The organism is Paenibacillus xanthanilyticus (assembly GCF_042682185.1).
GTDB classification, from domain to species: domain Bacteria; phylum Bacillota; class Bacilli; order Paenibacillales; family Paenibacillaceae; genus Paenibacillus_Z; species Paenibacillus_Z xanthanilyticus.
Genome location: NZ_JBHUHA010000001.1, coordinates 61827 through 87168, shown reverse-complemented (window position 1 = coordinate 87168; position 25342 = coordinate 61827). Strand labels below are relative to the sequence as shown.

At 56.4% G+C, this 25342-nt stretch carries 27 protein-coding genes and 2 pseudogenes; 9 read left to right on the top strand and 20 right to left on the bottom strand.

The genetic code is table 11. The annotated features are described in order from the left end of the window. The 5 genes from ACFSKT_RS00475 to ACFSKT_RS00455 form a co-directional block, all read right to left on the bottom strand. Complete coding sequence (locus ACFSKT_RS00475; RefSeq protein ID WP_377719838.1) at window positions 1-885, bottom strand: transporter substrate-binding domain-containing protein; 885 nt, start codon at window positions 883-885, stop codon at window positions 1-3. Window positions 886-923: 38 nt separating this feature from the next. Continuing rightward, window positions 924-1652: an amino acid ABC transporter ATP-binding protein gene (locus tag ACFSKT_RS00470; RefSeq protein ID WP_377720618.1), complete on the bottom strand. Its 729-nt coding sequence runs from the start codon at window positions 1650-1652 to the stop codon at window positions 924-926. Between the two features lie 177 nt (window positions 1653-1829). After that, window positions 1830-2126, bottom strand: coding sequence for a hypothetical protein (locus tag ACFSKT_RS00465; RefSeq protein WP_377719837.1), 297 nt, complete (start codon window positions 2124-2126; stop codon window positions 1830-1832). Window positions 2127-2367: 241 nt separating this feature from the next. Continuing rightward, window positions 2368-3225, bottom strand: coding sequence for a sugar phosphate isomerase/epimerase family protein (locus tag ACFSKT_RS00460; protein ID WP_377719836.1), 858 nt, complete (start codon window positions 3223-3225; stop codon window positions 2368-2370). A gap of 32 nt (window positions 3226-3257) precedes the next feature. After that, the gene (locus ACFSKT_RS00455) at window positions 3258-4322 is read right to left on the bottom strand and encodes a Gfo/Idh/MocA family protein (protein ID WP_377719835.1); all 1065 of its coding nucleotides are present in this window, start codon (window positions 4320-4322) and stop codon (window positions 3258-3260) included. Window positions 4323-4414: 92 nt separating this feature from the next. Between ACFSKT_RS00455 and ACFSKT_RS00450 the strand changes: the two genes are divergently transcribed. After that, window positions 4415-5269, top strand: coding sequence for an AraC family transcriptional regulator (locus ACFSKT_RS00450; protein WP_377719834.1), 855 nt, complete (start codon window positions 4415-4417; stop codon window positions 5267-5269). 108 nt (window positions 5270-5377) lie between these two features. Beyond that, the gene (locus ACFSKT_RS00445) at window positions 5378-5677 is read left to right on the top strand and encodes a hypothetical protein (protein ID WP_377719833.1); all 300 of its coding nucleotides are present in this window, start codon (window positions 5378-5380) and stop codon (window positions 5675-5677) included. A gap of 53 nt (window positions 5678-5730) precedes the next feature. Here ACFSKT_RS00445 and ACFSKT_RS00440 read toward each other — a convergent pair whose 3' ends face one another. The 12 genes and pseudogenes from ACFSKT_RS00440 to ACFSKT_RS00385 form a co-directional block, all read right to left on the bottom strand. Next, window positions 5731-7293 (bottom strand): N-acetylmuramoyl-L-alanine amidase, encoded by a 1563-nt coding sequence (locus ACFSKT_RS00440; protein ID WP_377719832.1) that lies wholly within the window; start codon window positions 7291-7293, stop codon window positions 5731-5733. Window positions 7294-7528: 235 nt separating this feature from the next. After that, entirely contained in the window at window positions 7529-8626 is a 1098-nt protein-coding gene (locus ACFSKT_RS00435) for a hypothetical protein (protein ID WP_377719831.1), read from the bottom strand. Window positions 8627-8798: 172 nt separating this feature from the next. Beyond that, window positions 8799-9941, bottom strand: a complete 1143-nt coding sequence (locus ACFSKT_RS00430) for a methyl-accepting chemotaxis protein (RefSeq protein ID WP_377720617.1) — start codon at window positions 9939-9941, stop codon at window positions 8799-8801. A gap of 60 nt (window positions 9942-10001) precedes the next feature. Continuing rightward, window positions 10002-10388 (bottom strand): annotated as a pseudogene (locus ACFSKT_RS00425) (cache domain-containing protein); the annotation flags it as partial. 24 nt (window positions 10389-10412) lie between these two features. Beyond that, window positions 10413-10793, bottom strand: a complete 381-nt coding sequence (locus ACFSKT_RS00420) for a hypothetical protein (protein WP_377719830.1) — start codon at window positions 10791-10793, stop codon at window positions 10413-10415. 265 nt (window positions 10794-11058) lie between these two features. Beyond that, window positions 11059-11703, bottom strand: coding sequence for a Bax inhibitor-1/YccA family protein (locus tag ACFSKT_RS00415; protein ID WP_377719829.1), 645 nt, complete (start codon window positions 11701-11703; stop codon window positions 11059-11061). 68 nt (window positions 11704-11771) lie between these two features. Next, window positions 11772-12179, bottom strand: a complete 408-nt coding sequence (locus ACFSKT_RS00410; protein WP_377719828.1) for a tellurite resistance TerB family protein — start codon at window positions 12177-12179, stop codon at window positions 11772-11774. A gap of 125 nt (window positions 12180-12304) precedes the next feature. Then, entirely contained in the window at window positions 12305-13660 is a 1356-nt protein-coding gene (locus ACFSKT_RS00405; RefSeq protein WP_377719827.1) for a PDZ domain-containing protein, read from the bottom strand. A gap of 131 nt (window positions 13661-13791) precedes the next feature. Beyond that, window positions 13792-15012 (bottom strand): hypothetical protein, encoded by a 1221-nt coding sequence (locus tag ACFSKT_RS00400; protein WP_377719826.1) that lies wholly within the window; start codon window positions 15010-15012, stop codon window positions 13792-13794. Between the two features lie 11 nt (window positions 15013-15023). After that, window positions 15024-15866, bottom strand: a complete 843-nt coding sequence (locus ACFSKT_RS00395) for a hypothetical protein (protein ID WP_377719825.1) — start codon at window positions 15864-15866, stop codon at window positions 15024-15026. Then, window positions 15863-16552 carry an ABC transporter ATP-binding protein gene (locus ACFSKT_RS00390; protein ID WP_377719824.1) on the bottom strand — a complete coding sequence of 230 codons (690 nt, stop codon included), beginning with the start codon at window positions 16550-16552 and terminating at the stop codon, window positions 15863-15865. Before ACFSKT_RS00390 ends, ACFSKT_RS00395 begins: the two co-directional genes overlap by 4 nt. Next, window positions 16549-16971, bottom strand: a complete 423-nt coding sequence (locus ACFSKT_RS00385; protein WP_377719823.1) for a GntR family transcriptional regulator — start codon at window positions 16969-16971, stop codon at window positions 16549-16551. Before ACFSKT_RS00385 ends, ACFSKT_RS00390 begins: the two co-directional genes overlap by 4 nt. Window positions 16972-17298: 327 nt before the next feature. Here ACFSKT_RS00385 and ACFSKT_RS00380 point away from each other — a divergent pair, with 327 nt between their 5' ends. From ACFSKT_RS00380 to ACFSKT_RS00360, 5 genes are read left to right on the top strand one after another with little or no spacing between them, the layout of a single operon-like run. After that, on the top strand, window positions 17299-18213 hold the full coding sequence (locus ACFSKT_RS00380) for a decaprenyl-phosphate phosphoribosyltransferase (protein ID WP_377719822.1): 915 nt from the start codon (window positions 17299-17301) through the stop codon (window positions 18211-18213). A 27-nt stretch (window positions 18214-18240) separates the two neighbouring features. Further along, window positions 18241-18873, top strand: a complete 633-nt coding sequence (locus tag ACFSKT_RS00375; RefSeq protein ID WP_377719821.1) for an HAD family hydrolase — start codon at window positions 18241-18243, stop codon at window positions 18871-18873. Further along, on the top strand, window positions 18861-19190 hold the full coding sequence (locus tag ACFSKT_RS00370) for an EamA family transporter (RefSeq protein WP_377719820.1): 330 nt from the start codon (window positions 18861-18863) through the stop codon (window positions 19188-19190). Before ACFSKT_RS00375 ends, ACFSKT_RS00370 begins: the two co-directional genes overlap by 13 nt. Continuing rightward, a complete protein-coding gene (locus ACFSKT_RS00365) occupies window positions 19180-19497 on the top strand; it encodes an EamA family transporter (RefSeq protein ID WP_377719819.1) in 318 nt (105 codons plus the stop codon). Before ACFSKT_RS00370 ends, ACFSKT_RS00365 begins: the two co-directional genes overlap by 11 nt. A 34-nt stretch (window positions 19498-19531) precedes the next feature. Next, window positions 19532-20833 (top strand): DUF6080 domain-containing protein, encoded by a 1302-nt coding sequence (locus ACFSKT_RS00360; RefSeq protein ID WP_377719818.1) that lies wholly within the window; start codon window positions 19532-19534, stop codon window positions 20831-20833. A 73-nt stretch (window positions 20834-20906) separates the two neighbouring features. Here the strand turns inward: ACFSKT_RS00360 and ACFSKT_RS00355 are convergent. Continuing rightward, a pseudogene (locus ACFSKT_RS00355) lies at window positions 20907-21962 on the bottom strand (potassium channel family protein); the annotation flags it as partial. Window positions 21963-22228: 266 nt separating this feature from the next. Further along, the gene (locus ACFSKT_RS00350) at window positions 22229-22993 is read right to left on the bottom strand and encodes a MerR family transcriptional regulator (RefSeq protein WP_377719817.1); all 765 of its coding nucleotides are present in this window, start codon (window positions 22991-22993) and stop codon (window positions 22229-22231) included. Between the two features lie 423 nt (window positions 22994-23416). Here ACFSKT_RS00350 and ACFSKT_RS00345 point away from each other — a divergent pair, with 423 nt between their 5' ends. Both ACFSKT_RS00345 and ACFSKT_RS00340 read left to right on the top strand, forming a co-directional pair. Beyond that, window positions 23417-23818 carry a hypothetical protein gene (locus ACFSKT_RS00345; RefSeq protein ID WP_377719816.1) on the top strand — a complete coding sequence of 134 codons (402 nt, stop codon included), beginning with the start codon at window positions 23417-23419 and terminating at the stop codon, window positions 23816-23818. Window positions 23819-23956: 138 nt separating this feature from the next. Further along, window positions 23957-24691, top strand: coding sequence for a ZIP family metal transporter (locus ACFSKT_RS00340; protein ID WP_377719815.1), 735 nt, complete (start codon window positions 23957-23959; stop codon window positions 24689-24691). 62 nt (window positions 24692-24753) lie between these two features. Here the strand turns inward: ACFSKT_RS00340 and ACFSKT_RS00335 are convergent, their stop codons facing one another. Then, entirely contained in the window at window positions 24754-25269 is a 516-nt protein-coding gene (locus ACFSKT_RS00335) for a hypothetical protein (RefSeq protein ID WP_377719814.1), read from the bottom strand. Between the last annotated feature and the right edge of the window lie 73 nt (window positions 25270-25342).

Below are 25342 nucleotides of genomic sequence, written 5' to 3'. Positions count from 1 at the left end.
CTATTCCGCGGGCGGCTTCTCGCCGATCCACTTCTCGTAGATGGCGGCATATTCGCCGCTAGCCTGCAGCTCCTTGATCGTTTCGTTCACGAGCGCGACGAGCGCCGATTCGCCCTTCTTGATGGCGATGCCGTACGGCTCGTCGGTGAACGTCCCGCCCACGACCTCGTAATTATCGTCCTGCTTGGTCATGCCGTACAGGATGGCGTTGTCCGTCGTAAGCGCATCTCCCTTGCCGGCCCGCAGCGCGGTGAAGGCTTCCTGGTAGTTCTCGTATTGCTGCACCTTGAGACCCGGAATTTTATCTTCGATGTTCTTGATCGAGGTCGCGCCTTTTACGCCGAGCACCTTCGTATCCTTCGTCACGTCCGCGATGCCCGTGATTGCGCTGCCTTTCTTGACGAGCAGCGATTGGCCTGCTTTGAAGTAGACGTCGGAGAAGTCGACTTCCTTCCTCCGCTCCTCCGTAATCGTCATCGTCGCGACAATCAGGTCGATCTCGCCGTTGTTCAACATCGGGATGCGCGTCTTCGATGTGACTTCCTTCAGCTCCAGCTTCGTTTCATCTCCCAGCACCTTCTTGGCCACCTGCTTGGCAATGTCGACGTCGAAGCCCTCGACCGCGCCGCTGCCGGGATCTTTCAAGCCAAAGAGTTTCGTATCGAACTTGACGCCGACGACGAGCTTGCCCCGCTCTTTGATTTCCTTGAGCACCCCTTCGTCCGCTGGCGCTTCGGCGTTCGCGGCACCGCCTGCGGCATTGCCGCCATCGGTCCCGCCGTTACTTCCGCCCGCGTTATCGTTCTTCGTTCCGCACGCGGACGCGATGAACATGACCGCGGCGAGCATGACGCCGAGCATTCGGATGCTTCTCCATCTCAACATGATTGGAACCCCCCTGTCGTTCGATTCACGTATCCGGCTTAATGATTGAGCACCCGGCTTAAGAACAGCTTCGCGCGGTCCGCCTTCGGCTGGCCGAAGAACACCGCCGGTGCCCCCTCCTCGACAATCCGTCCCTCGTCCATGAAAATGACCCGATCCGCGACCTCGCGCGCGAACCCCATCTCGTGCGTCACAACGACCATCGTCATGCCTTCCCTCGCCAGCTGCTTCATGACCGCTAGCACCTCGCCGATCATCTCCGGGTCCAGCGCAGAGGTCGGTTCGTCGAACAGCATGATTTTCGGCTTCATCGCGAGCCCTCTGGCGATCGCCACGCGCTGCTGCTGCCCGCCCGACAGCTGGGACGGGAAGACCTCCGCTTTCTCGGGAATCCCCACTTTGGCCAGCAAATGACGGGCGAGCGCCTCCGCCTCCGACTTCGACTGTCCTAATACCTGAACGGGTGCCAGCGTAATATTGTCCAGTACGGTTCGATGCGGATACAGATTGAAATGCTGGAACACCATGCCGATGTCGCGGCGAAGCCGGTTGACATCCGCTTTCCGCCCGCCGAGCGGCATACCGAGCACGGACAGCTCCCCGCTGGATATCGTCTCCAGCCGGTTCATGCAGCGCAGCAGCGTGCTCTTGCCGGAGCCGGACGGACCGATGACCACGACGACTTCGCCCGGATCAATGTGCAGATCGATGTCCTTCAGCACGTGCAGGCCGCCAAAATGCTTATTCACCCCTTTAAACGTGATCAGCTGGCATCCCTCCTTCGTTGGCAGTGGCTGTCTGTAGGAGCAAGTATATTAGCGAATGTCGCCTTTCATGTCCCTTTTTCGGCCGCATGACATCGCCGGTTAGCCTTTCCGCATGCCGATCGAACGCAAAAAAGCCGCGCTGGGCGCGGCTTTCGCATTTATTTTTTTCGTGTCATCCTAAACTTGTCCAACATCGTGCAAGCCGAGAATCAGCGTAGCGGACTTCAATATGATGGTGCCCGTCACGGGATTGGTACGCATGTCATATTCCAGGCGTTCGACTTCGAAGCGCTCGACCTCGTCCGTGCGTTTATCGTACACGACGTCGAACTCCTTCAAGCCGATCTTAGGCACGATGGCGATGCCTCCGATTTGGAACGGGGTGGCGACGGTGCCGTACGTGAAGTCGACGACGTGGATCGGTTCGTTGTTCATATCCTTGATTTCTATCTGCTGAACGACTTTATATGCCATGCTGCTCTTTCATCCCTTCCGCTTAACATGCTTTCATTCTACATGATTCGACAAGAGGTGGCGAGTCCCTATTATGCACTGCGACCATTGTAATAATTGCTAACCATCAGTATGGGCAAATAGGCGCGTTCTATGCACCCGATCGCCAAAATCACGTGAAGTCGAGCAGCGCGAATAACGAAAAGACAAGAGCGTCGAATGACGCCCTTGCCTCTTCTTCCCACGTTCCGCTTGCTTCCGACTATGCCTCATCCCACAGTCTTCTCACGTTGGCCAAGCCGAGGATGGTTCCCTTCTTGCACTCCTCCAGCCCTTCGAACTCCAACGAAACATATCCGTCATAACCGCTCCGCTTAATCAAGCGAAGGCTCTCGGCCAGATCCAAATCGCCATGACCGGCGATCGCGCCGCGCAGGTAGCTGCCGCTAGCGCTCTGGAACCATCCCTCCCCCGGATTGCGATACGACGGCCTGCGGTAGAAGTCCTTGACGTGCACCATCGAGGCATACGGCAAATTGTTGCGGACGGCCGCCACCGGATCTTCGTCGACGCAGACGAAATTGCCGATATCAAGCGTCGTCCGGAAATTCGGCCGGTTCACCGCTTGGACAAGCGCCTGGACGCGATCGCTGGCCTGCACGAAATAGCCGTGATTCTCGACGCTTGTCGTCATGCCGTATGCCGCCGCGTAATCCGCGATCTCGCCGCATGCTGCCGCCAGTTTGCCCAAGACCGCGTTAAAATGACGAATCGACGTGTCATCGCTCCGGGCCACGTCATGCCGCATCAGCTTGACGCCCAATCGGGCGGCAAGGTCCACCTCCGCCTTGACCCGCTCGATCTCCGCCCGATACGCTTCCTCCGTGTCGACCGCGAAATTCGCGCCGATGGCATAATTCGAGACCGCGATTCCTCGCGCTGTCGCTTTCTCGCGAATCGCATCCGCGAGCTCCAGGTTGCCGGCGAGTTCGAATCCGACCGGCACGATCTCGACATGCTCGGCGCCTTGGTCCGCTATCCAATCGACAACGCCGAGGATATCCAATTCGCCGGACGCCAACGCTTGATACAAGCTATATGTGCTAATGCCTAATCTCATCTCATCGTCTCCTTCTCGCTCCTATAGTCGAACTACAGGCGGACTTCTTCGCCGGTACGCGCGGATTCGTAGATGCCGCACAGCATCCGCATGACGGCTACGCCGTCCTCGACCGGGCTGATCGGCTTGCTGCCCGCGCGCACGCTATCGACGAAATGGCGGACCTCGTTCAGGAACGCATCTTCGATATGGATCGACTTGTTGTCGGTCTGCGGCGCGATATTAAGGATCGTATTATGCTTCTCGGTCACGATCGCCAGCTCCGGCTCGATCTCGATGCCGCCTTGATCGCCGTAAAGGCGCACCGCGAACTCATCCTTCTTCGCATGAAGCGTGAAGCTGACGTCCACGAATAAGGAGGCGCCGTTCTCGAACCGGATGAGCGCGTTGGCCATATCTTCGACGCCATTGACGTTCGGATCATAGTCCGCCGCCTGGTAGAAGGACAGATGCTGGATATGCGAACGATTGCCTAGCTTCTTGTATGTATTGCCCGTGACCGACACCGGCTTCGGCCGTCCCATCAAATACCAGCAGAGATCGATGATGTGAACGCCAAGGTCGATCAGCGGACCGCCGCCGGACCGCTCAGGATCGGCGAACCACCCGCCGGGATTGCCGAGCCTGCGAATGAAGGAGGCTTTCGCATAATAGATGCCGCCCACATCGCCGTTATCGATGAACTGTTTGACCAGCTGCGCGTTCGCGTCATATCGCCGGACGAAACCGACCTGAAGCGTCTTGCCGGATTCCCGCACGGCTTCCTCGATCCGCTCGGCCTCCTCCACCGTCCGGCACAGCGGCTTCTCGACCAGCACGTGCTTGCCGGCGCGAAGCGCGGCAATACTGATCTCCGCATGCGAGTTGTTCCACGTACAGATGCTGACCGCGTCCACCTCCGTATCGGCCAGCAGCTCGCGGTAATCGGTATATACGTTGCCGATGCCGTATTTGCCCGCCTTCTCTTCCGCCCGCGCCCCGTTCAGGTCGCACGCAGCCACCAGTTGAACCCCTTCCAGTCTCCGGTAAGCCTGCAAATGCAAATCCGATATCGATCCCAAACCGATGATGCCTACTTTGATTGTCGCTGCCGCCATATGCGCTGCCTCCCCATTGATAGTTGCGAATAACCGAATTCGCATTATACAATCAGGCTAACATATCCGATAGATGAGGGAGAATAACCGTTATGACCACATTCATGGACTATACGATCAGCAAGATGCCCATTCGGATCGTCGACCGGATGATCGATCCCGGCACGCTGAGCGTCAAATCGCTCTCCTTGATCACGGCCGGACATTTGCCCCACCGTACGTTGTTCCGGCGCGCGGCATCCTTCAAGCATCACGCAATCGTATATATCGCGGATGGTTCCGGCACCTATCAAGTCAACGGCGGCGATCGTCAATCGGTCGGCAAAGGCAGCTTCTTCCTTTTCTATCCGGGAGCGGTATTCGATTACGGGCCGGGTCCGAACGAGACGTGGGACGAGTTCTATTTTACGGTGGAAGGCTCGCGCGTCGAGGAGTGGTTCGCGACCTGGCTCGCGGAGCCGGACCGCGTGAAGCAGGCGTGGAATTACGATACGCAGCGCGGGAAGATCGAACGGATCTTCTCGCTCATGGACAGCGGGGAAGCGGGCAACCTGGATCGGGCGGCGCTCTTGCTCGAGACCTTCTTATTCGAGCTGATGCAGAGCAGCAAACCGCCTAGCAAGCTCCCTGCGGTAAGCCCGACGGCCGCCTTGCTTGAAGCGGTCCAAGCCGGGATCGCGGAACCGTTCGATGCGGCGGCGCTCTGCGAACGTCATCATATCTCGATGTCCACGCTGCGCCGCGCGATCCATAAGGCGACCGGCTACTCGCTTCATGAATACGTGCACCGCCTGAAGATTTCCGAAGCGAAAAACATCCTGCTCAACACCAATCATTCGGTGAAGGAAACCGCCCTCGCCCTCGGGTTCAAGGACGTCTTCTATTTCTCCCGGCTGTTCAAGAAAATCGTCGGCGTTTCGCCCCAACATTATCGTAATCATGTGTAAGACAAGCAGAATAATTTGTTTTAATTTTTACAATATTCTGACTATTATTTACACCGTTTTAACGATGATCGCTTATGCTGGGATTACACCCCTTTAGGAGGCGATCGCATGAATATCTTTCTCGCGTTAATGTCCGGTGTTCTTCTCCTCTTCGCCCTGCTGACCATTTCGCTGCATTTGAAAATCAACCGCACCCGCAAAGCGCTCCGCCAGTCTTACGGGTATTCGCGCACCCGCAAATCAAAAAAACGCCGCGACGATCACGACGTTTTCTGGATGGGCGGCGGCGTCTCGGATACCGGAACAGTCCGTCACGGGGCGGACGGCGGGTCTAGCTGCGGCTCCGGCTCGGATGGAGGAGGCAGCTCCAGCTGCGGCGGCGGCTGCGGGGGAGGCGGAGGCGATTAAGCGCTCTGCCCTTTGCCGTTCGTTCGTCTGCCGGAACCGACAAGCCCTCCCCCTTAGACGCCGCCCGCTGCCAGCTGGCCTGCGTAAGCCCTTATTCCATCCGCCACGCTCTGCGCGACGCGATCCTGAAATTCCTCCGTAAAGATGATTTGCTCCTCCACTTGGTTCGACAAGAACCCGACCTCCAGCAGCGCCGCCGGCATCGTCGTCTCCCGAAGCACCTGGAAGCTCTGTTTCTTCACCTTCCGATCCTTAAAGCCCGTCGCCCCTAGCAAATACTGGTGCATCATTTCCGCGAAAGCTTTGCTATTGTCATGGTAATAGAACGATTCGGTTCCGCTGACGTCCGGCTTGTTCTTCACGGAATTCGCATGAATCGAAAGAAACAGATCGGCTCCCAGCCGATTCGCTAGCTGCGAGCGCTCCGACAACGTCGGGTAGGAATCGTCGGTTCGGGTCATGACGATCTGAATATCGGGATCATTCTGGAACAGCCGCTCGATCTTCAGCGCGAGCGCGAGCGTGAACGCTTTCTCCTGCGTCTTCGTATAGCCGATCGTCCCCGGGTCACTGCCGCCATGTCCGGCATCCAGGACGACAACGCGTTTACCTGTCGGCAGCGGATCGACCGGAACCGCCGGAGTACCGGGATCGGATGGAATGGTTGGCTCGGTAGGCGTCGGGCTGCCGCCGGTTCCGTTCAGATCGATCGTCCACACTTTGGCATCGCCTTGCCCCTCGCTGTATACCGAGTAGTCGTGCTTCGCCTTCAAGTCCAACACGATGCGCACCTTCGGCGGCGATTCGCTGAACAACGAGTACCGTACCTTGCTGACGTTCGGTTCGTCCGGGAGCTCGATCGCGCCGCTTTGCTTGCCGAACTCCCCTTGCGTTAGCGAGAAACCGTCCGCGTAGCCGGTCTGCGGCAGATCGACCACGATGCGGTCTGGTCCCGTCAATGCGGACACTTCCGGCACGCCGCCACCCGTCACGGAGACCGATAAGCGGTTGTCGGTGAACCGGATGTCCTGAACGCGCCCGACCGCGCCATTGGTTGGCGGTTGAACCTCCGAACTGCCTTGTCCGGCCTCTCCTTCGATCGGAGGCATGCCGACATCCGGCTGCGCCGGCGTGCCCGGATTCTCCTCAGGCGCCTCCGGCGATACGGGCTCAGTCAGCACGACTCGCTGCTTCTTCCCGTCCCATCCAACCGTAAGTCCCATATTCTCGCCGACGAACCGCAGCGGAACAAGCGTCGTGGACGCCTGCACGACCGGCGCGGCGATCAACGGCCGCGGATCTCCGTCCACGAGCGCGGAAGCGCTGCCGATCGTCAGATCGATTTGACGGTCATCCCTGGCGATCTTCACTTTGTTCTCTTCCTTGTTCCAATCCACCTGGAATCCGAGCTTCTCCACGATAATCCGGATCGGCACCATGACGCTGTTGTTGGACACCTGGAGTTTCAAGGCCGGAGGCAGTTCCAACTGCTGGTCGTTGAGCACGATTTGCAGCTTGCCGGGAGCGGCGGCCGCGGCTTGTCCGTTCGCCTGGCATGCAAAGGCAAACAGGAGCGCGGCCGCGAACGCGAGCAGCGTCTGAACACGTTTCTTCATAAGTTCCTCTCATCCCATCCTTCTTTATTGAATAGCTTGCGTCCGAACCCAAAGAAGCCCGTAATTTTTAGACGAGCCTGTCGGCGTTTTGTTGCAGGTTATTCTAAATTTTTCCTTTGCCCCCGTTCCCTCGACGGCGGGCGACACGCGCCGCCTGTCGAATTTCAATTTCATCTGGAACAAACACACAAAAAAAGCCCCGCGCATCATGCGCGGGGCTGTAAGCGACAAACGATTATTTGCGTGCGTAGAATCCGATCAATTCTTTCGTCTCCGGGTGGATGACCACGACGAGCGGTCCAAGCAGCGCATCCTGATCGGTCGAGTACGTGACCGTGATCAGCTTGCCTTCCTTTGCCACGAGGTCGGCCAGCGCTTGTTTCTGCTTCTCGGTCGTCGTCATGACGCCGGCCGCTTTGGCAGGCACGACCGACACGAGGGCTTCATCCTTCTTTGTTACCAGGTGGGACTGCTGCTCCTTCGGCACGAAGGACCAACCGAGCTCGCGGAATTCGGCGGCGTTCTCCGGCTGCTCGTCAAGCACGACGAGCACGTGAAGCGGGCTGATCGGCGGCAAGCTCTTCGTCATGATCGGACCGTAATAGGCGCGAACTTTCGTGCCCGGCTTCACTTGCGACCACTCGACCGGTTGTCCTTCCGGCGTAATGACGAGCGTCTCTTTACCGGCGTTCAGCACCAGCTCCGGCTTTTCTTGGCCGAATTGAATTTGCCAGCCGTCCTTCGAATTGCCCGACGACAGCACCGTATCTTCCTTCACCAGCGTATGCTGGCCGACCGTGATTGTGGCCGCGTGCGATTGGCCCGGGTAGCTGAGCGCCATGATCGGTCCATATTCAGCCGTCACTTGCATGCCTTCCTTGAGATCTTTCGCGGCAATCGTATTGCCCTGCGCGTCCTTAATGACGGTCTCTTTGTCCGCCGTCAGGATGATCCACTTGTTCGTGCCGCGGCCGAGCACTTCGAGCTTCACGCTGCCGTCTTCAAGCACCGTCGTCTTCGCGATGACGCCCGATATCAGAATGTAGTCCGCCTCTTCTTCTTCCTGTTGATCGCCTTCGCCCTGCAGTTTGATTTCTTTGCCGTTCCAGCTCAGCTCGTAACCGAGGGCGCTGGCCGTATCCCGTGCCGGCAAGTAGGCTTTGCCGTTAATATATACTGGATGCAGGCCTGTACTCTCGCCATTGACCGATACCTGAATGTCGCTGCGCAGCAAGCCGTGAACCTTCTCGATGAAGCCGCCTGCGCCGGCCACCGCCGTCGTCGACAATACACCAGCTGCAGTAACCGCAATAATCCAAGATTTTCTGTTCATTCTTATTCGCTCCTCTGTTGTCATTTTTACTTAAACTTGTTTGTTTGATGCTGTTTGATTACTCAGACGCAAGCCGATGCGAAAAGGTTACACAAGAAAATATTCCCATTTTGCGCATAAAAAAAGACCGCCTCATTCGAAAATGAAGCGATCCATTAAAACTGGATTCCTTTTATTTTATTTTGAACTTCATCACCATATCTTGAAGCTCGCTCGCCAACTGACTGAGCGAATCGGACGAGGCCGCGATCTCCTGCATACTCCGGAACTGCTCGGCTGTAGACGCGCTTACCGAAGTCAGCTCGTCTAGCGACTCTTTGGAAATGCCGAGAATCTCGTTCATGGAGGCCGCGATTTCCTCGGAGCTAGCCGACATCTGCTCGGATGCCGCCGACACCTCTTGAATTTGCGCGGTGACGCCTCCGACCGCCTCGACGATACGGTCGAAGATGCCGCCAAGCTCCTCGACCTGCTCCACGCCGTGCTGCACGACTTGGATGCCTTCCGTGATCGCCTGCGACGTTTCCCCCGTCGACCGTTGTATTTCGAGCAATATGGCCGCGACTGCTCCCGTCGCCTTCGTCGTCTGCTCGGCCAACTTCTTCACTTCGTCGGCGACGACCGCGAAGCCGCGGCCGTGCTCGCCCGCGCGCGCTGCTTCGATCGCTGCGTTCAGCGACAGCAGATTCGTCTGCGCCGCGATCTCGGAGATGAACTGCACGATCTGGTTGACTTCCTGCGACTTGCTCTCGAGCGTCTGTACGGAATGCACCGACCGGCCAACGACTTCGTTCGCGTTCACGATTTCCGTCACGGCATTCTTCACCGCGATGCTGCCCATTCTCACTTGCTCGTTCATGCCCTGCGCCATTTCGTAGACATTGCTCGAGGATTCTGCCACGCGCTGGATGCCGATGGCCATTTCCTCCATTGCCGTGGACGACTGCTCGGAGCCTTCGAATTGTACGCGAGCGCCATTCGCCATTTGATCCACCGACTTGGCCATTTTCTCCGCCGCGTCGGACGAGCTCGAGGCGATGTCCGACAGATGCTCCGAAGAAGCCGCCGTATGCTGGACGGACTCGGACATTTTGCCGAGCGTGCCGCTGAACGCGTCAAGCATGTCGTTCAGATTCATTTTCATCTGCTGCAGCTCGTCTTTGCCCGCTACTTCAAGGCGCGGCGTCAAATCGCCCTTCGCGACGACTTTCATGGTGGCGATCATCGCGAAGATCGGCTTCAGCATCAACGTGGAGAATAAATAGGCGAGAATCGCCACTGCCGCGGCGCCGACCACGATGGTGATCCATGTCATGACTTGGACTTGACGGACCGAACTTAGCAGCTCCGACTCATCCCCGGCAACGACGACGCGCCAGCCGGTTTGTTCGATGACCGCATAAGCTGCAAGTTCGTGAACGCCTGCCGCGGACGTGTATTCGACATGTCCTTCGTTCTTCGCCAATACTTCGTTCTCGAAGAGCTTCACCGTCTCTGCGCTCTCGACGTCTTTCAACGTTTTCGTGGCGAGCGACGTGTCCTTATGCGACTGATATACGCCGGATTGGGAGAGGATATACGCATAACCACTCTCGCCCATCTGGATGTTCTCCAAGTCCTCGATCAGGCTCTCGGGGCTGACCATACACTGCAGGAGTCCGGCAAATTCGCCGCTATCGGTTAGAATGGGCACGTCGATCATGACGCTCTTTTGACCCGTCGTATCCATCACTTTAATATCGGAAATACCGATCGTCTTCTCGGTTTTGGCCCGTTTGAAGTTGTTCTAGACGGAAATATCATCCGACGAGCCATCGCTGTTGACCGACTGGCCATCTGCATTCGCATAGCCGTAGAAATAAATATCCGGATTGGCCGCTTTCAGCACTTGAATGATCGCGGATATGTTCGTTTTGTCCTCATTTAGGAACGTCTCTTTGTTCGCCTTGATAACGCCTTCCATCGCCTCGACCTTCGCAACAAGGAAGCTGTTAAGCGCCTGCGCGTTCGCTTTCGCGTACAGCAGCTCCTTCTCGTTCACTTCGCTTCGCGTCATGCCTCCGAATATGGAACCCATGATGAGCAGCGATACCAGCAGCGGGACGATAGCCAGCACCAACGCGAAAAACGTTACTTTCGCTTTAAAGGAACCCGTAAATCTACGCATGATTTCTTCACCTCTCGTTTCGTTGTCGTGGACCTCTTTCAGACGATTCTTTTGATCGCCTTTTCTAATCGACACAATATCTATTTATTCGACATAAAACGTCGCGAACATTAGCGTTATGTTAGGTATTTCTGAAACCTTTCGGCTCCCTCTCCGGTTACTCGTTTGCCGCAATCGATTCCGTTATCGAAAATCACAAAAAAAAACGGCACATCTCCAAAAGGAGACATGCCGTCTTGAGGTTGCTATTCCATGCGAATGTGGCTTAGTCTTCCGTCAACGACTTCACGAAGCGAAGCGCGAACAGCACAATGTTGATCAGGTCGAGGTAAATGTTGACGACCATGAGCGGAATTTCGCTTTCGTCGAATCCTTCTTTGGCCATGCGATTGAAGTCGTACAGCGTGTAGCCCATGAAGATCAACAAGCCGAAGCCCGCGTAGAACGTCTCCATCGCGCCGTCGAACGGGAAGATGAATTGCATCAGACCGATCAGAATGAGACCGATTAGCGAGGCGAACAGGAAACCGTGCAAGAAGCGGAAGTCTTCCTTCGTCCGCGATGCGTAAATCGCGAGACCCGCGTAGACCAGCACCGCGACGCCGACGGTCTGAATAACGATCGAGCTGCCCATCGAAGCGATATAGTAGCTCAGCGTAAATTGAAGCGTGGCGCCCGATACGAGCATGAACGCGTACATGAGCGGATAGCCGATCGACGTTCTTCTGCGCAGGAACATCATGCCGATGAGCAGCGCGAGCTCCAATATAATGAGCGGAATGCGCGCAGCCGGCGGCAGCATCGTGCCGATGAACATGCCCACGCCCGATACGATCAAGGCGAAGAAAAACGTCAGCATTAGTTTGGCCATCGGATTGCCATACGAGCTCGAAGAAGCGTTGTAATTCATGGTTCGTTAACTCCCCTTAAAAAAATAGTGGTGATGCTCATCTGTTACGCGCGAGCGCGCAGTTCGTTTCAGGGCGTGCCCAAAATCAGCTTGACGCCTTCAATCTTCAGCTGATCCATCCGGATCACCCAATCGCGGAACGTGGCGTACGCCTCGTCGGTGTAACCGAACAAGCGTCGCAGCTCGCTGACGACCTGCTTCTCTTCGTCGTTGTAATCGCCGTCCGCGAACATGAGCAGCAGCATCTCCGCGAAGAACACGTTCTTCACTTGTTCGTTGTCGAGCGAGCCGACGATATCGGCCAGCTGTCGATCCTTCTTCACCGCGTAAGGCTCTCGCCAGTCCAGCTCCGCCATGATGCCGCTTATAAAGCCCTGCTCCTTGCGGTTGACGCAGCCATCGGCCTCCGCGACAAGGTGAGCCAAATCCAGGAACGCTTCCTTATGCGCTTTGGACTGTAAAAAATGAAGAAACACGCTACTTTCACTCCCCCAGGTTTAACGAAATGGCAAACTTGTGAACTAGTAGATTCGACACGATATCCCAAATTCCTACCTTGTTATCAAAATCTTAAGGTTATGCTCGGCGCAAATCCGTCCGGTTACGGCTTGGGGTGCTCGCGAAGCCACGTCAGCATATCATCCAGCGTTCGAACCGGCACGATGTTGAGCGTGGACGAACCGGCCCTGGCTTCATCCGCTTGCTCCCACGGCACAAAAAACACGTCGGCCCCCGCCCGCGCGACCACGTACGCCTTCTGCTCGATGCCGCCTATTAGTCCGACCGCGCCGTCGCCGTCGATCGTGCCTGTCGCGGCGACTCGATTGCCGTACGTGACGCCGCCTTCGGTCAACTGGTCCATCAGCGTGAGCGCAAGCACGGCACCATGCGAAGGCCCGCCCTGATAGACGAGATAGGAGCGAAAGTCGACGTCCTTCGTGACATCCGCAGCCGCGTGATCCTCGACCTGTATGCCGAACACGGCGCGTGCCGGATCATCCTCGCTTGCTTGCGTCGGGACGTCCAGGGTCAGGACGCGGCCGCTGCGAACGAGCGTGACCGTCACGTTATGCGCGGGGACCACGTGCTTCATCGCTTCGGCCAGCTCGGCCACGGTGGTCACGGCCTTGCCGTTCAGCTTCGTCAGCAGATCGCCGGCTTGCAGCATTCCCTCGGCAGCACTCTCGCTGGATACCAAGAGGACGCGCACGCCGTCGCTTGTCACGCCTTGTCCCAAGCCAAGCTTGTGGAGCGCGACCGCGGCCGCAATCTCGTTGGCGCTGGCACGCTGCGAATGGGCTGCCGTCAATTGCTCGCCGATCGACTGGCTGACATCGCGCTTGTTCCTATCTATATGAGGCAGCAGCCGGTCGTACAACCAATCGATCGGGAAAGCGGGTCGTCCGATCACGAGCACGCCCGTTATCGAACCCTTGGCGGTTCCGCCTTCGACATGAGCGTAACGGTTCATATCGAGCGTAAAACCCGGCACCGTCACTTCATACGCGGTCGGCCAGAATAGCAGCCAGGCCGCGGCGGACATGACCGCAACGCGTATCAAGCACGCACGCAGCCACCGCAGGCCGCTCCGATACTCCGTCCAGGTCAAATCGATCATTGTCAGCAGCCAACCGGCCGCAAGCAGCGATCCCGTCGCCGTCAGATTGCGGGATGGCCAGAAGATGGCGACTATGGTAAGGCCACTGACGAGAATAAGAATAAGCTTAGTCGCGCGACTGATGACACCGAGGCTCTTCTCGCGCTTCCAGTTCAAGATCGCGCCTGCCAGCCACAGCAGCGGCACCACGGCTAACACCCCATATAACAGCTCGATCGCGTCAATCCAATAATAAGCGCCAATCCGAATCGGGTCGCCCAACCAGACGAGCTCCCCCGCCGCCGCGAGGATTCCCGCGACGATATATCCGGTAATCATCCACCTTTTGCCCGTCTTCACTGTATGCCCCCTACCGACGTCCGACTGCATATTGCTCGTACCCATCATTTTACAACTGTTGGAGGTAAAAAGACAGCGGAGGAGGATGCGGGACGACGATAAAAAACGGCCGCTCAAGAGAGCTGGCCGATTTAGTATAATTTCAATTCGTACATATAATTGATATTTATAGGGCGCAAATCTACGTTTGCCGTTCGGGCTTGCTCCTCATCGCCTACCGCGGATATTCGGGCTTTGTATACGCTTTCTCCGTTCGAGGCATCCAATACCACAAGCAGCTTTTGTGCTGTTTGCCGATCTGACAATATCAAATATATCCGGTTAGCCGCAATGCGAAATGTCTGCAAGGTGCCACCGCCATGATCTTCGTACTTGAAGTTGAACGCCTGTTTCTGATTCGTTTCGAGGTCATACTGAACGACTTCAAGGTTTTGCTTGGCGTTATCTCTTCTTGCGATGTAAAATTTTCCGTCCTCCAGGTGGTTTTCATACGTGTAACCCGGTGTATCTGGCATTTCGCTGCGTGCTTCACCAATTAGAGTAACCACGCCGGTGTCATAATTGTAGGCATACGCACGGTATATCCGTTTTGAACCCTTATTAGCTGATCCGCTCTGCTCTTCATCCAACCAAAATCCTGCAAACCCGTTGGAACCAATCTCCCCACTGCGATCTACGAAATTGGTTCTAATTCCCGGACTATTCAATCCAAAGTCAATCTTCGCGTCTCGCTTGTGATTGCCGGTCAAATCGAACACATGATCGAGGTATTCAAATCCAATTTCATTACCGGAATAGAGCTTAACTCCTTTTTGAACCAGGACGTGAACCTCTTCACCTCTAACCTGCACATCGCTGACAGTTGTCCAGTTATTCTTATCCGGCAGTGGTACTATCAGTTCTTTACGGTTCGTCTTCCCGCTCGCGCGGTCTAATACATCCAAGTTAATGGTGTAATCCGTTCGATCGGTCTCGCTCTTCACATCCGCATAGACAATCCAATTTTCGTCGCTATACAGACTGCTGTGAAGCCATTTTCCGCGCATAAAACCGCGATGATCCTCAAGCAGCTTACGATAGAACGGGTAGTCCATCCATAACGGTCTTGGCCGATCAAACAGTCCTTCATCCGCTTCATACCGGCTGCCATTCGTCGTGATATAGAGGTATTTAAGCTTGATCCGATTCTCGTACTGTGCCGTAATTTGAAGGGGGTCTGCCTCTTTCGGATCGCCGCTGACGGTCGTCAGCTTGAATGCCGGCAGCTCGTCGGACGCGCCCACCGTGTAGTAGCCCGCAATGCCGCATACGCCGAACAGCGCCAGTACTATTGATAACCAGTATCGTTTCATGACGTTCTCCCTTAAACGGATATTTTACGGCGAATGAGCCGGAAGCCAAGCCAGATCGATACCGCCGCGATAAGTAGGATAATGGCGAATTCAATGCCGACGATCTCGGCGGTGTACAAATACGAGTCGGAACGGTACATACCCATGGCGTTAATCGGAATCACAATAGCAGCTCCGCAAAACAACACGTAACCCACGGCATACGCGATGCCTATCCAACGATAGCTTCGCTCGATCAAGATGCCCGTGAAAATGACCAACACTGCGACGATGCCGAGGCCATAGTTAAGGGCAAAGTCCACCAGCCTCATCGGCATGAGGTATTCGAGTACACGCGTGGCGTCGACGATGTCTACAAAATACGAATATGCCTGACGATCGCTCGGCACAACGACTTCGAAAATGGCGCCGCCGATCACCAGCGAAAGCGCTTGGAATGCTAACGAGACCATGATGCAGACTAATATCGCCGTCAATTTGGCCAAATAAATCGAGCTCCTGGCGGACGGCAGCATGAGCAAACGGTAGATGAACGTACTGCGGCCAAGCCAGTCGCGGTACCAAACGAACAGCAAGTAAGCACACAGCACGCCAATGACCGTCAACACGGAGAGGATATAGAGCTGTTGGGCGTTGTAAATCGCCTCGGCGTAGGAAATTTTGCGGTCGCTCAATTCGTTAACATAAAACGTGTATCTTCCAAACTTCTCCACCTCATCCAATGCAGCCTCCATCTTCCGCGCGCTCCAAACCAACGCCCCCCACTGCACCACCGCAACCAGTCCCAACAACGCGGCCAAAATATACCGGAACCGATGGATCTCCATATGGACCAGTTTCAAATACCGGTTCATGCTCGATACGCCTCCCTCATCACGTCCACGACGGACTTGCCTTCCTCGACGCGCATCGCCTCGCAGTCGAACTCCCGCACCACGACGCCGTCCGATAGCAGCACCGCTTTGTCGATCAGATGCTCCATCTCGCCGATTTCGTGCGTCGTGAGGAGCACGCCGCGCCCTTCGATCAAATCGCTGGCGAACACGTCCGCGATCATCTCCCGGCTGAACATATCGATGCCGGAGAACGGTTCGTCCATCAGCACATACTCCGTATCGAGCGCAAGGCCCGTGACCAAATTAAACTTCGCGGCTGTGCCCTTGGACAGATTGCCGATCCGGTCAGAGGCCGACAGCCGGAAGAACGTCATCAGCTCGGCGGCCTTCTCCGCGTTCCAATTCGCATAGAAATCCGCCATGAACCGCAAGCCCTCCCACAGCTTCATGGACGGTGGCAGCGTCAGATGGTCCGGGATGAACGAGACCCGCTCGTACATCGCGGGGCCGATCGGCTCGCCATCGACGAGAATCCGGCCCGAGGTCAGCGGCGTCAGTCCCATAATCGCTTTCAGCAGCGTGGACTTGCCGGCTCCATTGAGGCCGATCAGGCAGGTGACGCTCCCCTTCTCCACCGTAAAGGAAGCCCCTTGTAAAATCGGCCGGCGCCAATACCGTTTCTTCGCCTCGATAACCTCGATCATGCCGATCCCCCCTTGTCCGGACCGCGCATGCTAAGCTGCTGCTCGAACTTGCGTTTGACCAGCGCCGAGAGCTCGTCCGCGGAAATCTCGATGGACTTGACCGAAGTCAGAAAGACGTCGATGGCGCTCTCCAGCAATTCCGAGCGGATCGACTGCAAAATATCCGCATTCGTCGTAATGCGGCTCGGTGAATTCCCTTCTGTCGTAATCAGCTTCTGTTCCTCCATCTCTTTATAGGCTCGCTGCGCCGTATTCGGATTAATTCTTAGCAGGGCACCAAGCTCCCGCCGCGAAGGAATCGCTTGCCCCGCTTCCAGCTTGCCGGCGGCAATCCGTTCCTTGAAATGCCTCACCACCTGCAAATAGACCGGGTCGCGGTTGTTGAATTGCAGCTCTGTCCATGTCTCGTCGAATTTCATTGCTCAACCTCGCATTTCGGCGGAGTGTGTGTACCAATCAGTTCATACACTTTAGCTGTATTATGCCCTTCATACACAGGTTCGTCAACCCTTATTTGGTTGATACTGGAACCTTTTCTCGTTTGCATCCGTCTTGAATGCAGGTTGCTTCCTTCCGTTCATCCATCTCCTATTATTTGACTTGATTTGCAGCGTTCATTACTATGGTAAAGATATGTTAGTTTGCTAGATTGCGATGCTGCGAGAGGTTGAGCTTATAGCTTGCAAGTTTCGCTCGCTATCCGTCGCTATTGCAGACATTGATAATGACGGAGGTTCCCGAATTATATGCCAACTGCCAAAACCAATTTCGAGCATCCCGCCTCGCTGCGCGATTACAGCGTCCCGCGATTGCTCTTCCTCCAGCTTCGGCCGAAGCAATGGAGCAAGAACGCCCTGCTCTTTGCGGCGCTGCTCTTCTCGTTTGAACGTTTGTCCTTCGCCGCATTCCTAGACACGCTGGCCGCGTTCCTGCTGTTCTGTCTCGTCTCCGGCTGCGTCTATATTCTGAACGATTATGTCGACCGCGAAGCGGATCGCAATCACCCGCAGAAGAAACACCGCCCGATGGCGTCCGGCCAGCTGAATCCGCAGCTCGCCTTGGCTTTCGGAGGACTGCTGCTGCTGCTCTCCTTCGCAAGCGCGTTTGCGCTGCATCCGCTGTTCGCCGCGGTGCTCGCTTTCTATTTCGCCCTGAACGTCTCGTATTCGTTCAAGCTGAAGCACGTCGTGATCATCGACATTCTGGTCATCGCAGCCGGCTTCGTCTTGCGGGCCATCGCGGGCGGCATCGTCATCCGCGTTTCGTTCACGCCGTGGTTCCTGCTGTGCACGATGCTGCTCTCGCTCTTCCTCGCCATCGGCAAACGGCGCCACGAGCTGATGCTGCTCTCGGAGGGCAAGGGCGAGCACCGCAAAGTATTGGCCAAGTATTCCGTCGCTCTGCTCGATCAGATGAACAGCATCGTCACGACGGCTACGGTCATCAGCTACTCGTTGTTTACGTTCACCTCGGGCAGAACCGTCCATCTGATGTGGACGATCCCATTCGTGCTATACGGCATCTTCCGCTATCTATACTTGATTCACGTGGAGAAAAAAGGCGGTGCGCCGGATCGGATTTTGTTCGAGGACAAACCTGTTCTGATTACCGTCATCCTCTATATCGTCAGCGTGATCGCGATCTTCGCGATCTTCGAGTAAAAGTTCCGAAAGAAGGAGACATGTACGTTGCATCCAGTCGCGTTATTCGACATTGATCACACGATTATCCGCCGCGATTCCATGCTGCTGTTCGCGCGTTATGGCATGGCGAAGAAGCCGTCGACAGCCGTTGGTCTGCTGTCCATGGGGTTATTCACGGTACTAGCCAAAATGAAGCTCGTCTCCCTGGAACGGGCGAAAGCCGCGTTCTTTCACGCAATCCGCCATATGAGCGAGGACGATCTGGCTGCTTTCTATGCGAATGAGCTGGAGCCGTTGATTTACGAGGAAGCGATCTCGGAGATGCGGCGCCGCAAGGCGGATGGCTGCCACATCCTGCTCGTTACGGCCTCGCCGGTCGCGTATATGAAGTACTTCGAACGCCTGCCGGAAGTCGACGCCGTCATCGGTACCACGCTAGCCCGTAATGGCGACCGCTATCTGAATCGGATCGAGGGGCGAAACTGCAAAGGGGAAGAGAAGGTGTTTCGCATTCGCGAATATTGGGGACGCGCCGGCATCGTGCCCGATCCGGAGCGCTCCTACGCGTATTCGGATTCGCTCTCGGACCTGCCGATGTTCGAGCTCGTCCGCCATCGGTATTGGATTAACGGCCGTGGACGCCATCCCGGCGTGGAGGTGCTGCAATGGCGAAGCTGACCGGCAGGCATGCGGGCAAGTGGCTCATGGTGCTCTCCGCGTTCATGACCGCGACCGGTCAGCTGTTCTGGAAGTGGGGCACCTCCGGCCTGCTCTATCTCGCCATCGGGTTTCTCTGCTATGGCATTGGCGCCCTGCTTATGCTTAAGGCGTTCGCGCTGGAGAAGCTGTCCGTCGCTTATCCGCTGATGTGCATCAGCTATGCCGTCGCGCTCATTTACGGAGACCTATTCCTCGGCGAAGACCTGACATGGAAGAAATCGGCGGCGATCGCGCTGCTCGGGTTGGGGGTGACGTTGACCTCGTATGACGACTAGCCTTCACTTCTTGATGCTCATTGCCATGACGGTATTCGGCTCGTTCGGCGGGGCATTCTTCAAGCGTTACTCGGCGGGCAAGCGATTCATCCTGCTGGCCGCGGGAGGCGCGTGCTACGGGACCGGGGCGCTGCTCAACATTTATTTATTGACCGAGCTTCCCTACACGCTGGTGCTGCCGGCCAATTCGCTCACGTTCGTCTGGACGCTGCTGCTGGCGAAATGGTGGTTCGGCGAAAAAATCGGCACATTCAAGATTGCGGGAACATGCGTCATTCTGTGCGGTCTGCTTCTGCTGGTGCTGTAAGAGGCCAGAACGATAATCCGATAGGTGGTAGAAAATGAAGTTTTTCGCTTCTTGGTTTATGGACAAGCGGGATGCGGCCATTGCCGGCGCGATCGCGCTCCTCGTCGCGCTTTTTTGCATCTTTACAAACTTGCCATTCCTCCATTACATGAAGGAGCAAGCGCCGCTGCTCGCGGAGCATAGCCCGTTCTACGGTGCGCCGTTCACGTTGAACTTGTTCAACTTCGATCCGTCGCTCTATTACGGGTTCGACAACGCCACGATCATCCACCCGCTCTTCAACGTGATCAAAGGCTCGCTCGCCTACCTAGCCGATCACCTGGGCGGCAACCTGTTCTTCCTCATCCTGCAAGCGTGCTTGAACGCGTTCAGCGCGGTCATGATTTATGTGTATCTGCGCCGAAGCAGCTCGGAATCGGGATACGTCGTTCCCGCCGCGTTCGGTCTGTTATTCGGCCTCAGCTCGTACAGCCTATTCTCGTCGTTGGTACCCGACTCGTATCCGTACGCGCAGTGTCTGCTGCTTCTATCCGTGCTGTACTTGCAGTACAGCCGCGCTCGGAAGCGAATCGCGGCGCTGCCGACAGCCGCTTATGCGCTTGGGCATTTCGCCGTCACGTCTACGAACGTCGTGCCGTTCGCCGTATCCGCGTTCGCCGCGCTCATGCGCCGCCCGTTTCAAGCGTCCATCCTGAAGCTTGCGGCGGCCGCCGGATGGCTGCTCGCGCTGATCGTGGTTGGCACTGCGGCGCAGGGACTTCTGTTCGACGGGCACTCTTGGGCAAGTGACTGGCGGAACAACTTGGACAGCGGCGGCTATACCTATGTCGCATCTTTCTCGCTTGCCCATCACTGGAAAGCTGTCTACATGCTCTTCATCTCGCCGATTCTCACGCCTGCTATCCGACTGCTGGATCCGGGCATCGTCGCGTTCGTGACCGATCTGTCCGTCTCGTACCCGCTCTATGTCACGCTTGGCGGCGGGCTCCTCCTGGTGCTGGCTTTACTCGGGTTTTTGGCTCTAATTCGCACGTATGAAGCTTGGATGCTGGGCGCATATATCGGGTTCGCGATCGCGCTGCATATCGGGATCGGATACGGGCTGTCGACCTTCCAGTACGATCTGTATCTGTATGCCGGCCATTATTTGTTTGCCCTCTTCCTGCTCGGCGGCCGCTTCCTGATCGGGCTGCGTCCGCGGACCGCTCGAACGATTTTGACCGGACTGATGCTGCTCCTGGTCGTCGTGGCCTGTGCGAACAATGTCGTCCAGCATGCGGAAGCGCTCGATGTGATCCGACAGGGCTACGAGACGCTGCAGGCGCAAGACGATTAGAACAATCGCGAGTACGTGCGGCAATCATCAAAAAAGAAAGCCTCCGAATCCCCGTTGTCAGTCGGTTCGGAGGCTATTTGTCGTCTCGTATGCGCGCATACGTGGCGTCGTCGCAAATAATGTACAGGCGCGCTTCCTTCGGCATCGGCTCATCCAGTTTGCGAATTATGCCCAGATCTTTGCGGTCCGCGATGAGGTTGGCCCCTTCTCGCTTCAGTGCCTCGTAGGCTTCGCCGTAAGTCCGCCAATGCTGACGCGGGGCGATCTCGCGCAGATCCTCGCCGTACGAATCGCTGAGAAGCTGCATGAACAGCTGAGACGACCCTTTGTGCAGCGATGATTTGGCCATCATGTGGGAGGTCGACTGCTGAGATAGAATAAACTCGTCGACGTTGGCATACGCGAAATTTTGTTGGTGCGCAGCCTTCACGATTTCGACGATCGTGTAAATATCCCGCCCGGACGCCTGCGCGCTTCGGCCGTAATGCTCGATCGAAGTCGCGATGATAAGCGTCTGGCCATCTGCCTTCAACGGGTCCGTCTCGCCCACGGGCGCGAAGATGATGACGCTGCGGCTACGCTCCACGCGCGCTTTCGCGAGCGTCTCGAACAGGGTCGGATCGCCTTGCACATAATGAAAACGCTCATGGCTGAACGGTGCCTGCGCGAGCCGGTCGACCAGCACGACGTCATGAACAGGGTCGGACTGCAGCAGTTCTTCTACGGTCGCCCGGCTTTTCTCCTCCGACCAGCCAATGAGCACGTAATGGTCCTCTTTCGTGTATGGCAATCTCCCTTCCCCCTTGCTTCGTTTGAGTTTCAACATTTGCTCCGTGATCCGTCCGACAATGGCGCCGATTAGGAATAAACCGGTGAAAATGACGAATACGCCGAGCAGCATGCCGGGAACGGTCTCCGGATAATAGTCGCCGTACCCGACCGTCGAGGCGGTCACGACCGTCCACCAGAAGCCTTGGAATACCGTCTGGAACTTATCCGGTTCTAGTATTCGGATCATACACGAACTGAAGAGGAAAAAGACGAACGCCGAGACCGCCAGCGATTTGCCGTTGAGCCGCGAGGCGGCCGCGTAGATTTTGAGAATGAGGTGAATGGCGGCGAACCTCCCTTGGCATGAAAAAACAGTATCGGATTGCGCTACATTCTAGTATTCATCTTTGTTTACATTTTATTCTAACAGACTCGCTATAGAAGCGCACATAGATTTACGAATGGAGTAGAATGCCTGCAGCCCGCGACTGACGGCATCCTCCCGCAGCTTTACATGCAGGAGCGCTGTTAGCTGATCGCACCGAGTGGACGGTCGCAACGGCATCGTCGCAAGCTCGTTTACGGCAAAGAAGAAGACCACGGTCCACCGCGGTCTTCTTTCGGCTATTGACTTTGTCCCGTATAAATGTGGATCGCGTCGCGCAGAAACTCGGCCGTTCCCGGCTGCGCCGCGTCATAATACGCCTTGAAGCGCTCGTCGTCCACGTACATTTGCGCCAGGCCGGCGTGCGCCTCCCTCGTGTACGCGCTCCAGTAGTAGCTGAGCCATTGGCGGTGCAGGTCGGCCGCCTTCTGCGCCAGCGGTCCAGCCGGATCGCCCGTCTTGAACGCTTGCGCCAGCGTCTCGTTCACTTGCTCCGTCAGGCGCGTCAGCTCGTCGTGCTCGGCCTGCGTCATGTTTTTCAGCTTCGCGTTGCTCTTGTTGACGACGTCGTCGCCGTATTTCTCCCGAATCTCCTGTCCGTATTTCGCTTCGTTGTCTTCGATTAACTTCTGCTTGAAGCCTTCAAATTTCTCTTGGTCGCTCATGGTCGTTCTCCCTTCGCGGACGGCAATCGTCTTCTCCACGTTCGAGATCAATTGGTCCAGCTGTTGTCGTCGGTCCAGCAATTGTTCGCGGTGCGCCAGCAGCGCTTGGGTCCCGTCGAAGGACGGCGAATTGACGATCGACTTAATCTGCTCCAGCCCGAAGCCAAGCTCCCGGTAAAATAAGATCTGCTGCAGGCGGTCCACCTCGTCCTGCCCATAGATCCGATAGCCCGAGGAGCTGATTCTCGCCGGCTTCAGCATGCCGATCTCGTCGTAATACCGCAGCGTTCTCGTGCTGATTCCCGCCAGTTTGCCAAGCTTCTGCACGGTGTATTCCATTCTCTCGCCTCCCGACACCTTTACTGTACAGGTTTACGCAGCGTGAAGGTCAATCCCTTTTTTCAGATGATTTTCGGTTTATTTTGGCTGATTTAGCAATCGGTTATAGCGCAGGCGAATAATCGGTAGAATAAAGCTGATTGGTTTGCGTTCACAATCCCAAGATTGGGAATGCAGCATTCAGCAGGGCTGATTGGTTTGCGTTCACAATCGGGAGATTGGGAATGCAGCATTCAGCGAGGGGCTGATTGGTTTGCGTTCACAATCGGGAGATTGAGAATGCAGCATTCAGGGCTGATTGGTTTGCATTCACGATTGGGAATGCAGCATTCAGCCAATGCTGATTGGTTTGCATTCACGATTGGGAATGCAGTATTCAGCCAAAGCGGATTGGTTTGCGTTCCAAAGTGGATGAATAAGCGAATGAAGCAGGTGATCATGATGAACAAGGACACACCGGAATATACGCTAGCCGAGACGCTAAGCGGCCGATGGCGCAAGCTGGGCCCGGGCGTTCGCGCCGGCACGCTGCTGGTCGAGATGGGCGACGCCGCGATGGTCAGCCTTCATATCAGCTCCCAGCGGCTGGACATTATGTTGAAGGACGAGCAGGACGTGTTTCAATACGCGGGGGATTTGACATTCGAGGATTTGGACGCCGAGGGCAAAATGCATTTTCACAGCTGGGCGATCGAGCATATTCATCTGAACAACCAGCATATTCTGATCGACAATCCGCTTAACGATCTGACGAGCTTGTTCATCCAGATCAGTCTGGCCAAACGGCGCGAGGCCGAGAAGCGGTTCTTACAGCAGGACGAGTAACGTTAAAAAAAGTCGTAGGCTGCAAGCCAAAAGCGTGCTACATGCTGCACGCCTCCTTCAGTGGCTGCAAGCCAAAAGTCGGGCATCCTCCCAGTCCTGTCCACATATACTGTTCCATCAGAGATCGACGGAGGTCGCATGGAACATTATTTGGTGCTGTCGGGACTGTCGGCGCTCGGCACGATCGCCGGAAGTTTGCCCGCGCTGCTCATTCGCAATCTGTCCCACCGGGGTAAAGATATTTTGCTGGCGTACAGCGCGGGCGTCATGGTGGCGGCTTCCACCTACGGACTTATACCGTCGGCGCTCAAGCTGTCCAACCTTTATGTGCTGACATTCGGCATAGTTCTGGGCACCGTGTTGCTAACGTTACTGGAGCGATATATTCCGCATACCGATCCGGCTCACGACTCCGATGCAGCCGCCGTGTCGTCCGCCTCCCGCATGCTGCTGATCATGTCGATGACGCTCCACAACTTGCCCGAAGGCTTGTCCACCGGCATCAGCCTCGCCGACCAAGATCCACAGCTCGGCGCAATCGTATCGTTCGCGATCGGCGTGCAGAATTTACCCGAAGGCTTCCTAATCGCCCTCGTCTTCGCTTCGACCCAAAGTCGTATGCTGAAGCCGGTTCTCTACGTGTGCGGCGTGACGGCAGCGGAATGGTTCGCCTCCTTGCTCGGCTACAATTTCGGCAGCGAGCTTCGGTTCCTCATCCCGTACGGACTTGCTTTCGCCGGGGGGGCAATGCTGTATATCGTGTACAAGGAGCTCATCCCCGAAAGCCACGGCGACGGCAACGAGACGCCCGCCACATTCGCCTTCATCTTCGGCACGCTGACGATGATCGGATTGACCCATTGGCTGGATTAACCGGCGTGATTCGGAACCCGGCATGAAAAGAATACAGCCGCCCCGGGAACGGGGCGGCTGCTTCATTCGGCTTGCAACCGGAATTCCTCCGGCGCTAGCCGTATTGCTGCCGCTGAACGCGCGATGACGTCTTTCGCGGCGACGGACGTCAGCCGTTCATAAACTTCGACGAAGAACCTGCTCAGCGTCTCCTCCCGCCCTAGGTCTTCGCGCTGGATGCGATGAGCTTCGGCTAACGCAATCGGATGTCCGCGGCGGCGAAGCTCGGTTTCGATGTCCGACAGCACATCGGCGAACAGCTTGGCGTCGAGTTCGTCCGCGCTTGCCCGCAGGGCCGTCCATCTGCCCTGCGCCATGAAGAACGCGCTCCACCAATACGCCTCTTGCGGCGATTCGAGGACATGCACCGCATACGAGTAGCTAATGAACAACGCGCGTTGACCGGAGGTCCAACTCCGGAACAATGCCGTCAGATCCCTATTGGCCGCGCTCGCTTCCTTATATGCCGCAAGAAGCGGCCGAAAACATGCCCGAACCAACTCCTCATTCCCCAAGCCGTTCGTTTGATCCAATCCCATGTCGCCCAATTTATCCCATCACTCCTTCATGCCGATTGTAGCGCCGCGCATTTGGAAGATCAAGGTCATTCTC

What these genes read in the sequence shown, in the direction of transcription:
- ACFSKT_RS00385 (WP_377719823.1), bottom strand. Translation starts at nt 16,971, where the DNA reads ATGAAATTCGACGAGACATGGACAGAGCTGCAATTCAACAACCGCGAC.
- ACFSKT_RS00445 (WP_377719833.1), top strand. Translation starts at nt 5,378, where the DNA reads ATGAATATCTTTCTCGCGTTAATGTCCGGTGTTCTTCTCCTCTTCGCC.
- ACFSKT_RS00345 (WP_377719816.1), top strand. Translation starts at nt 23,417, where the DNA reads ATGAAGCAGGTGATCATGATGAACAAGGACACACCGGAATATACGCTA.
- ACFSKT_RS00420 (WP_377719830.1), bottom strand. Translation starts at nt 10,793, where the DNA reads ATGCGTAGATTTACGGGTTCCTTTAAAGCGAAAGTAACGTTTTTCGCG.
- ACFSKT_RS00460 (WP_377719836.1), bottom strand. Translation starts at nt 3,225, where the DNA reads ATGAGATTAGGCATTAGCACATATAGCTTGTATCAAGCGTTGGCGTCC.
- ACFSKT_RS00380 (WP_377719822.1), top strand. Translation starts at nt 17,299, where the DNA reads ATGCCAACTGCCAAAACCAATTTCGAGCATCCCGCCTCGCTGCGCGAT.
- ACFSKT_RS00400 (WP_377719826.1), bottom strand. Translation starts at nt 15,012, where the DNA reads ATGAAACGATACTGGTTATCAATAGTACTGGCGCTGTTCGGCGTATGC.
- ACFSKT_RS00360 (WP_377719818.1), top strand. Translation starts at nt 19,532, where the DNA reads ATGAAGTTTTTCGCTTCTTGGTTTATGGACAAGCGGGATGCGGCCATT.
- ACFSKT_RS00440 (WP_377719832.1), bottom strand. Translation starts at nt 7,293, where the DNA reads ATGAAGAAACGTGTTCAGACGCTGCTCGCGTTCGCGGCCGCGCTCCTG.
- ACFSKT_RS00430 (WP_377720617.1), bottom strand. Translation starts at nt 9,941, where the DNA reads ATGACATGGATCACCATCGTGGTCGGCGCCGCGGCAGTGGCGATTCTC.
- ACFSKT_RS00350 (WP_377719817.1), bottom strand. Translation starts at nt 22,993, where the DNA reads ATGGAATACACCGTGCAGAAGCTTGGCAAACTGGCGGGAATCAGCACG.
- ACFSKT_RS00340 (WP_377719815.1), top strand. Translation starts at nt 23,957, where the DNA reads ATGGAACATTATTTGGTGCTGTCGGGACTGTCGGCGCTCGGCACGATC.
- ACFSKT_RS00475 (WP_377719838.1), bottom strand. Translation starts at nt 885, where the DNA reads ATGTTGAGATGGAGAAGCATCCGAATGCTCGGCGTCATGCTCGCCGCG.
- ACFSKT_RS00370 (WP_377719820.1), top strand. Translation starts at nt 18,861, where the DNA reads ATGGCGAAGCTGACCGGCAGGCATGCGGGCAAGTGGCTCATGGTGCTC.
- ACFSKT_RS00435 (WP_377719831.1), bottom strand. Translation starts at nt 8,626, where the DNA reads ATGAACAGAAAATCTTGGATTATTGCGGTTACTGCAGCTGGTGTATTG.
- ACFSKT_RS00450 (WP_377719834.1), top strand. Translation starts at nt 4,415, where the DNA reads ATGACCACATTCATGGACTATACGATCAGCAAGATGCCCATTCGGATC.
- ACFSKT_RS00395 (WP_377719825.1), bottom strand. Translation starts at nt 15,866, where the DNA reads ATGAACCGGTATTTGAAACTGGTCCATATGGAGATCCATCGGTTCCGG.
- ACFSKT_RS00365 (WP_377719819.1), top strand. Translation starts at nt 19,180, where the DNA reads ATGACGACTAGCCTTCACTTCTTGATGCTCATTGCCATGACGGTATTC.
- ACFSKT_RS00390 (WP_377719824.1), bottom strand. Translation starts at nt 16,552, where the DNA reads ATGATCGAGGTTATCGAGGCGAAGAAACGGTATTGGCGCCGGCCGATT.
- ACFSKT_RS00455 (WP_377719835.1), bottom strand. Translation starts at nt 4,322, where the DNA reads ATGGCGGCAGCGACAATCAAAGTAGGCATCATCGGTTTGGGATCGATA.
- ACFSKT_RS00465 (WP_377719837.1), bottom strand. Translation starts at nt 2,126, where the DNA reads ATGGCATATAAAGTCGTTCAGCAGATAGAAATCAAGGATATGAACAAC.
- ACFSKT_RS00415 (WP_377719829.1), bottom strand. Translation starts at nt 11,703, where the DNA reads ATGAATTACAACGCTTCTTCGAGCTCGTATGGCAATCCGATGGCCAAA.
- ACFSKT_RS00335 (WP_377719814.1), bottom strand. Translation starts at nt 25,269, where the DNA reads ATGGGATTGGATCAAACGAACGGCTTGGGGAATGAGGAGTTGGTTCGG.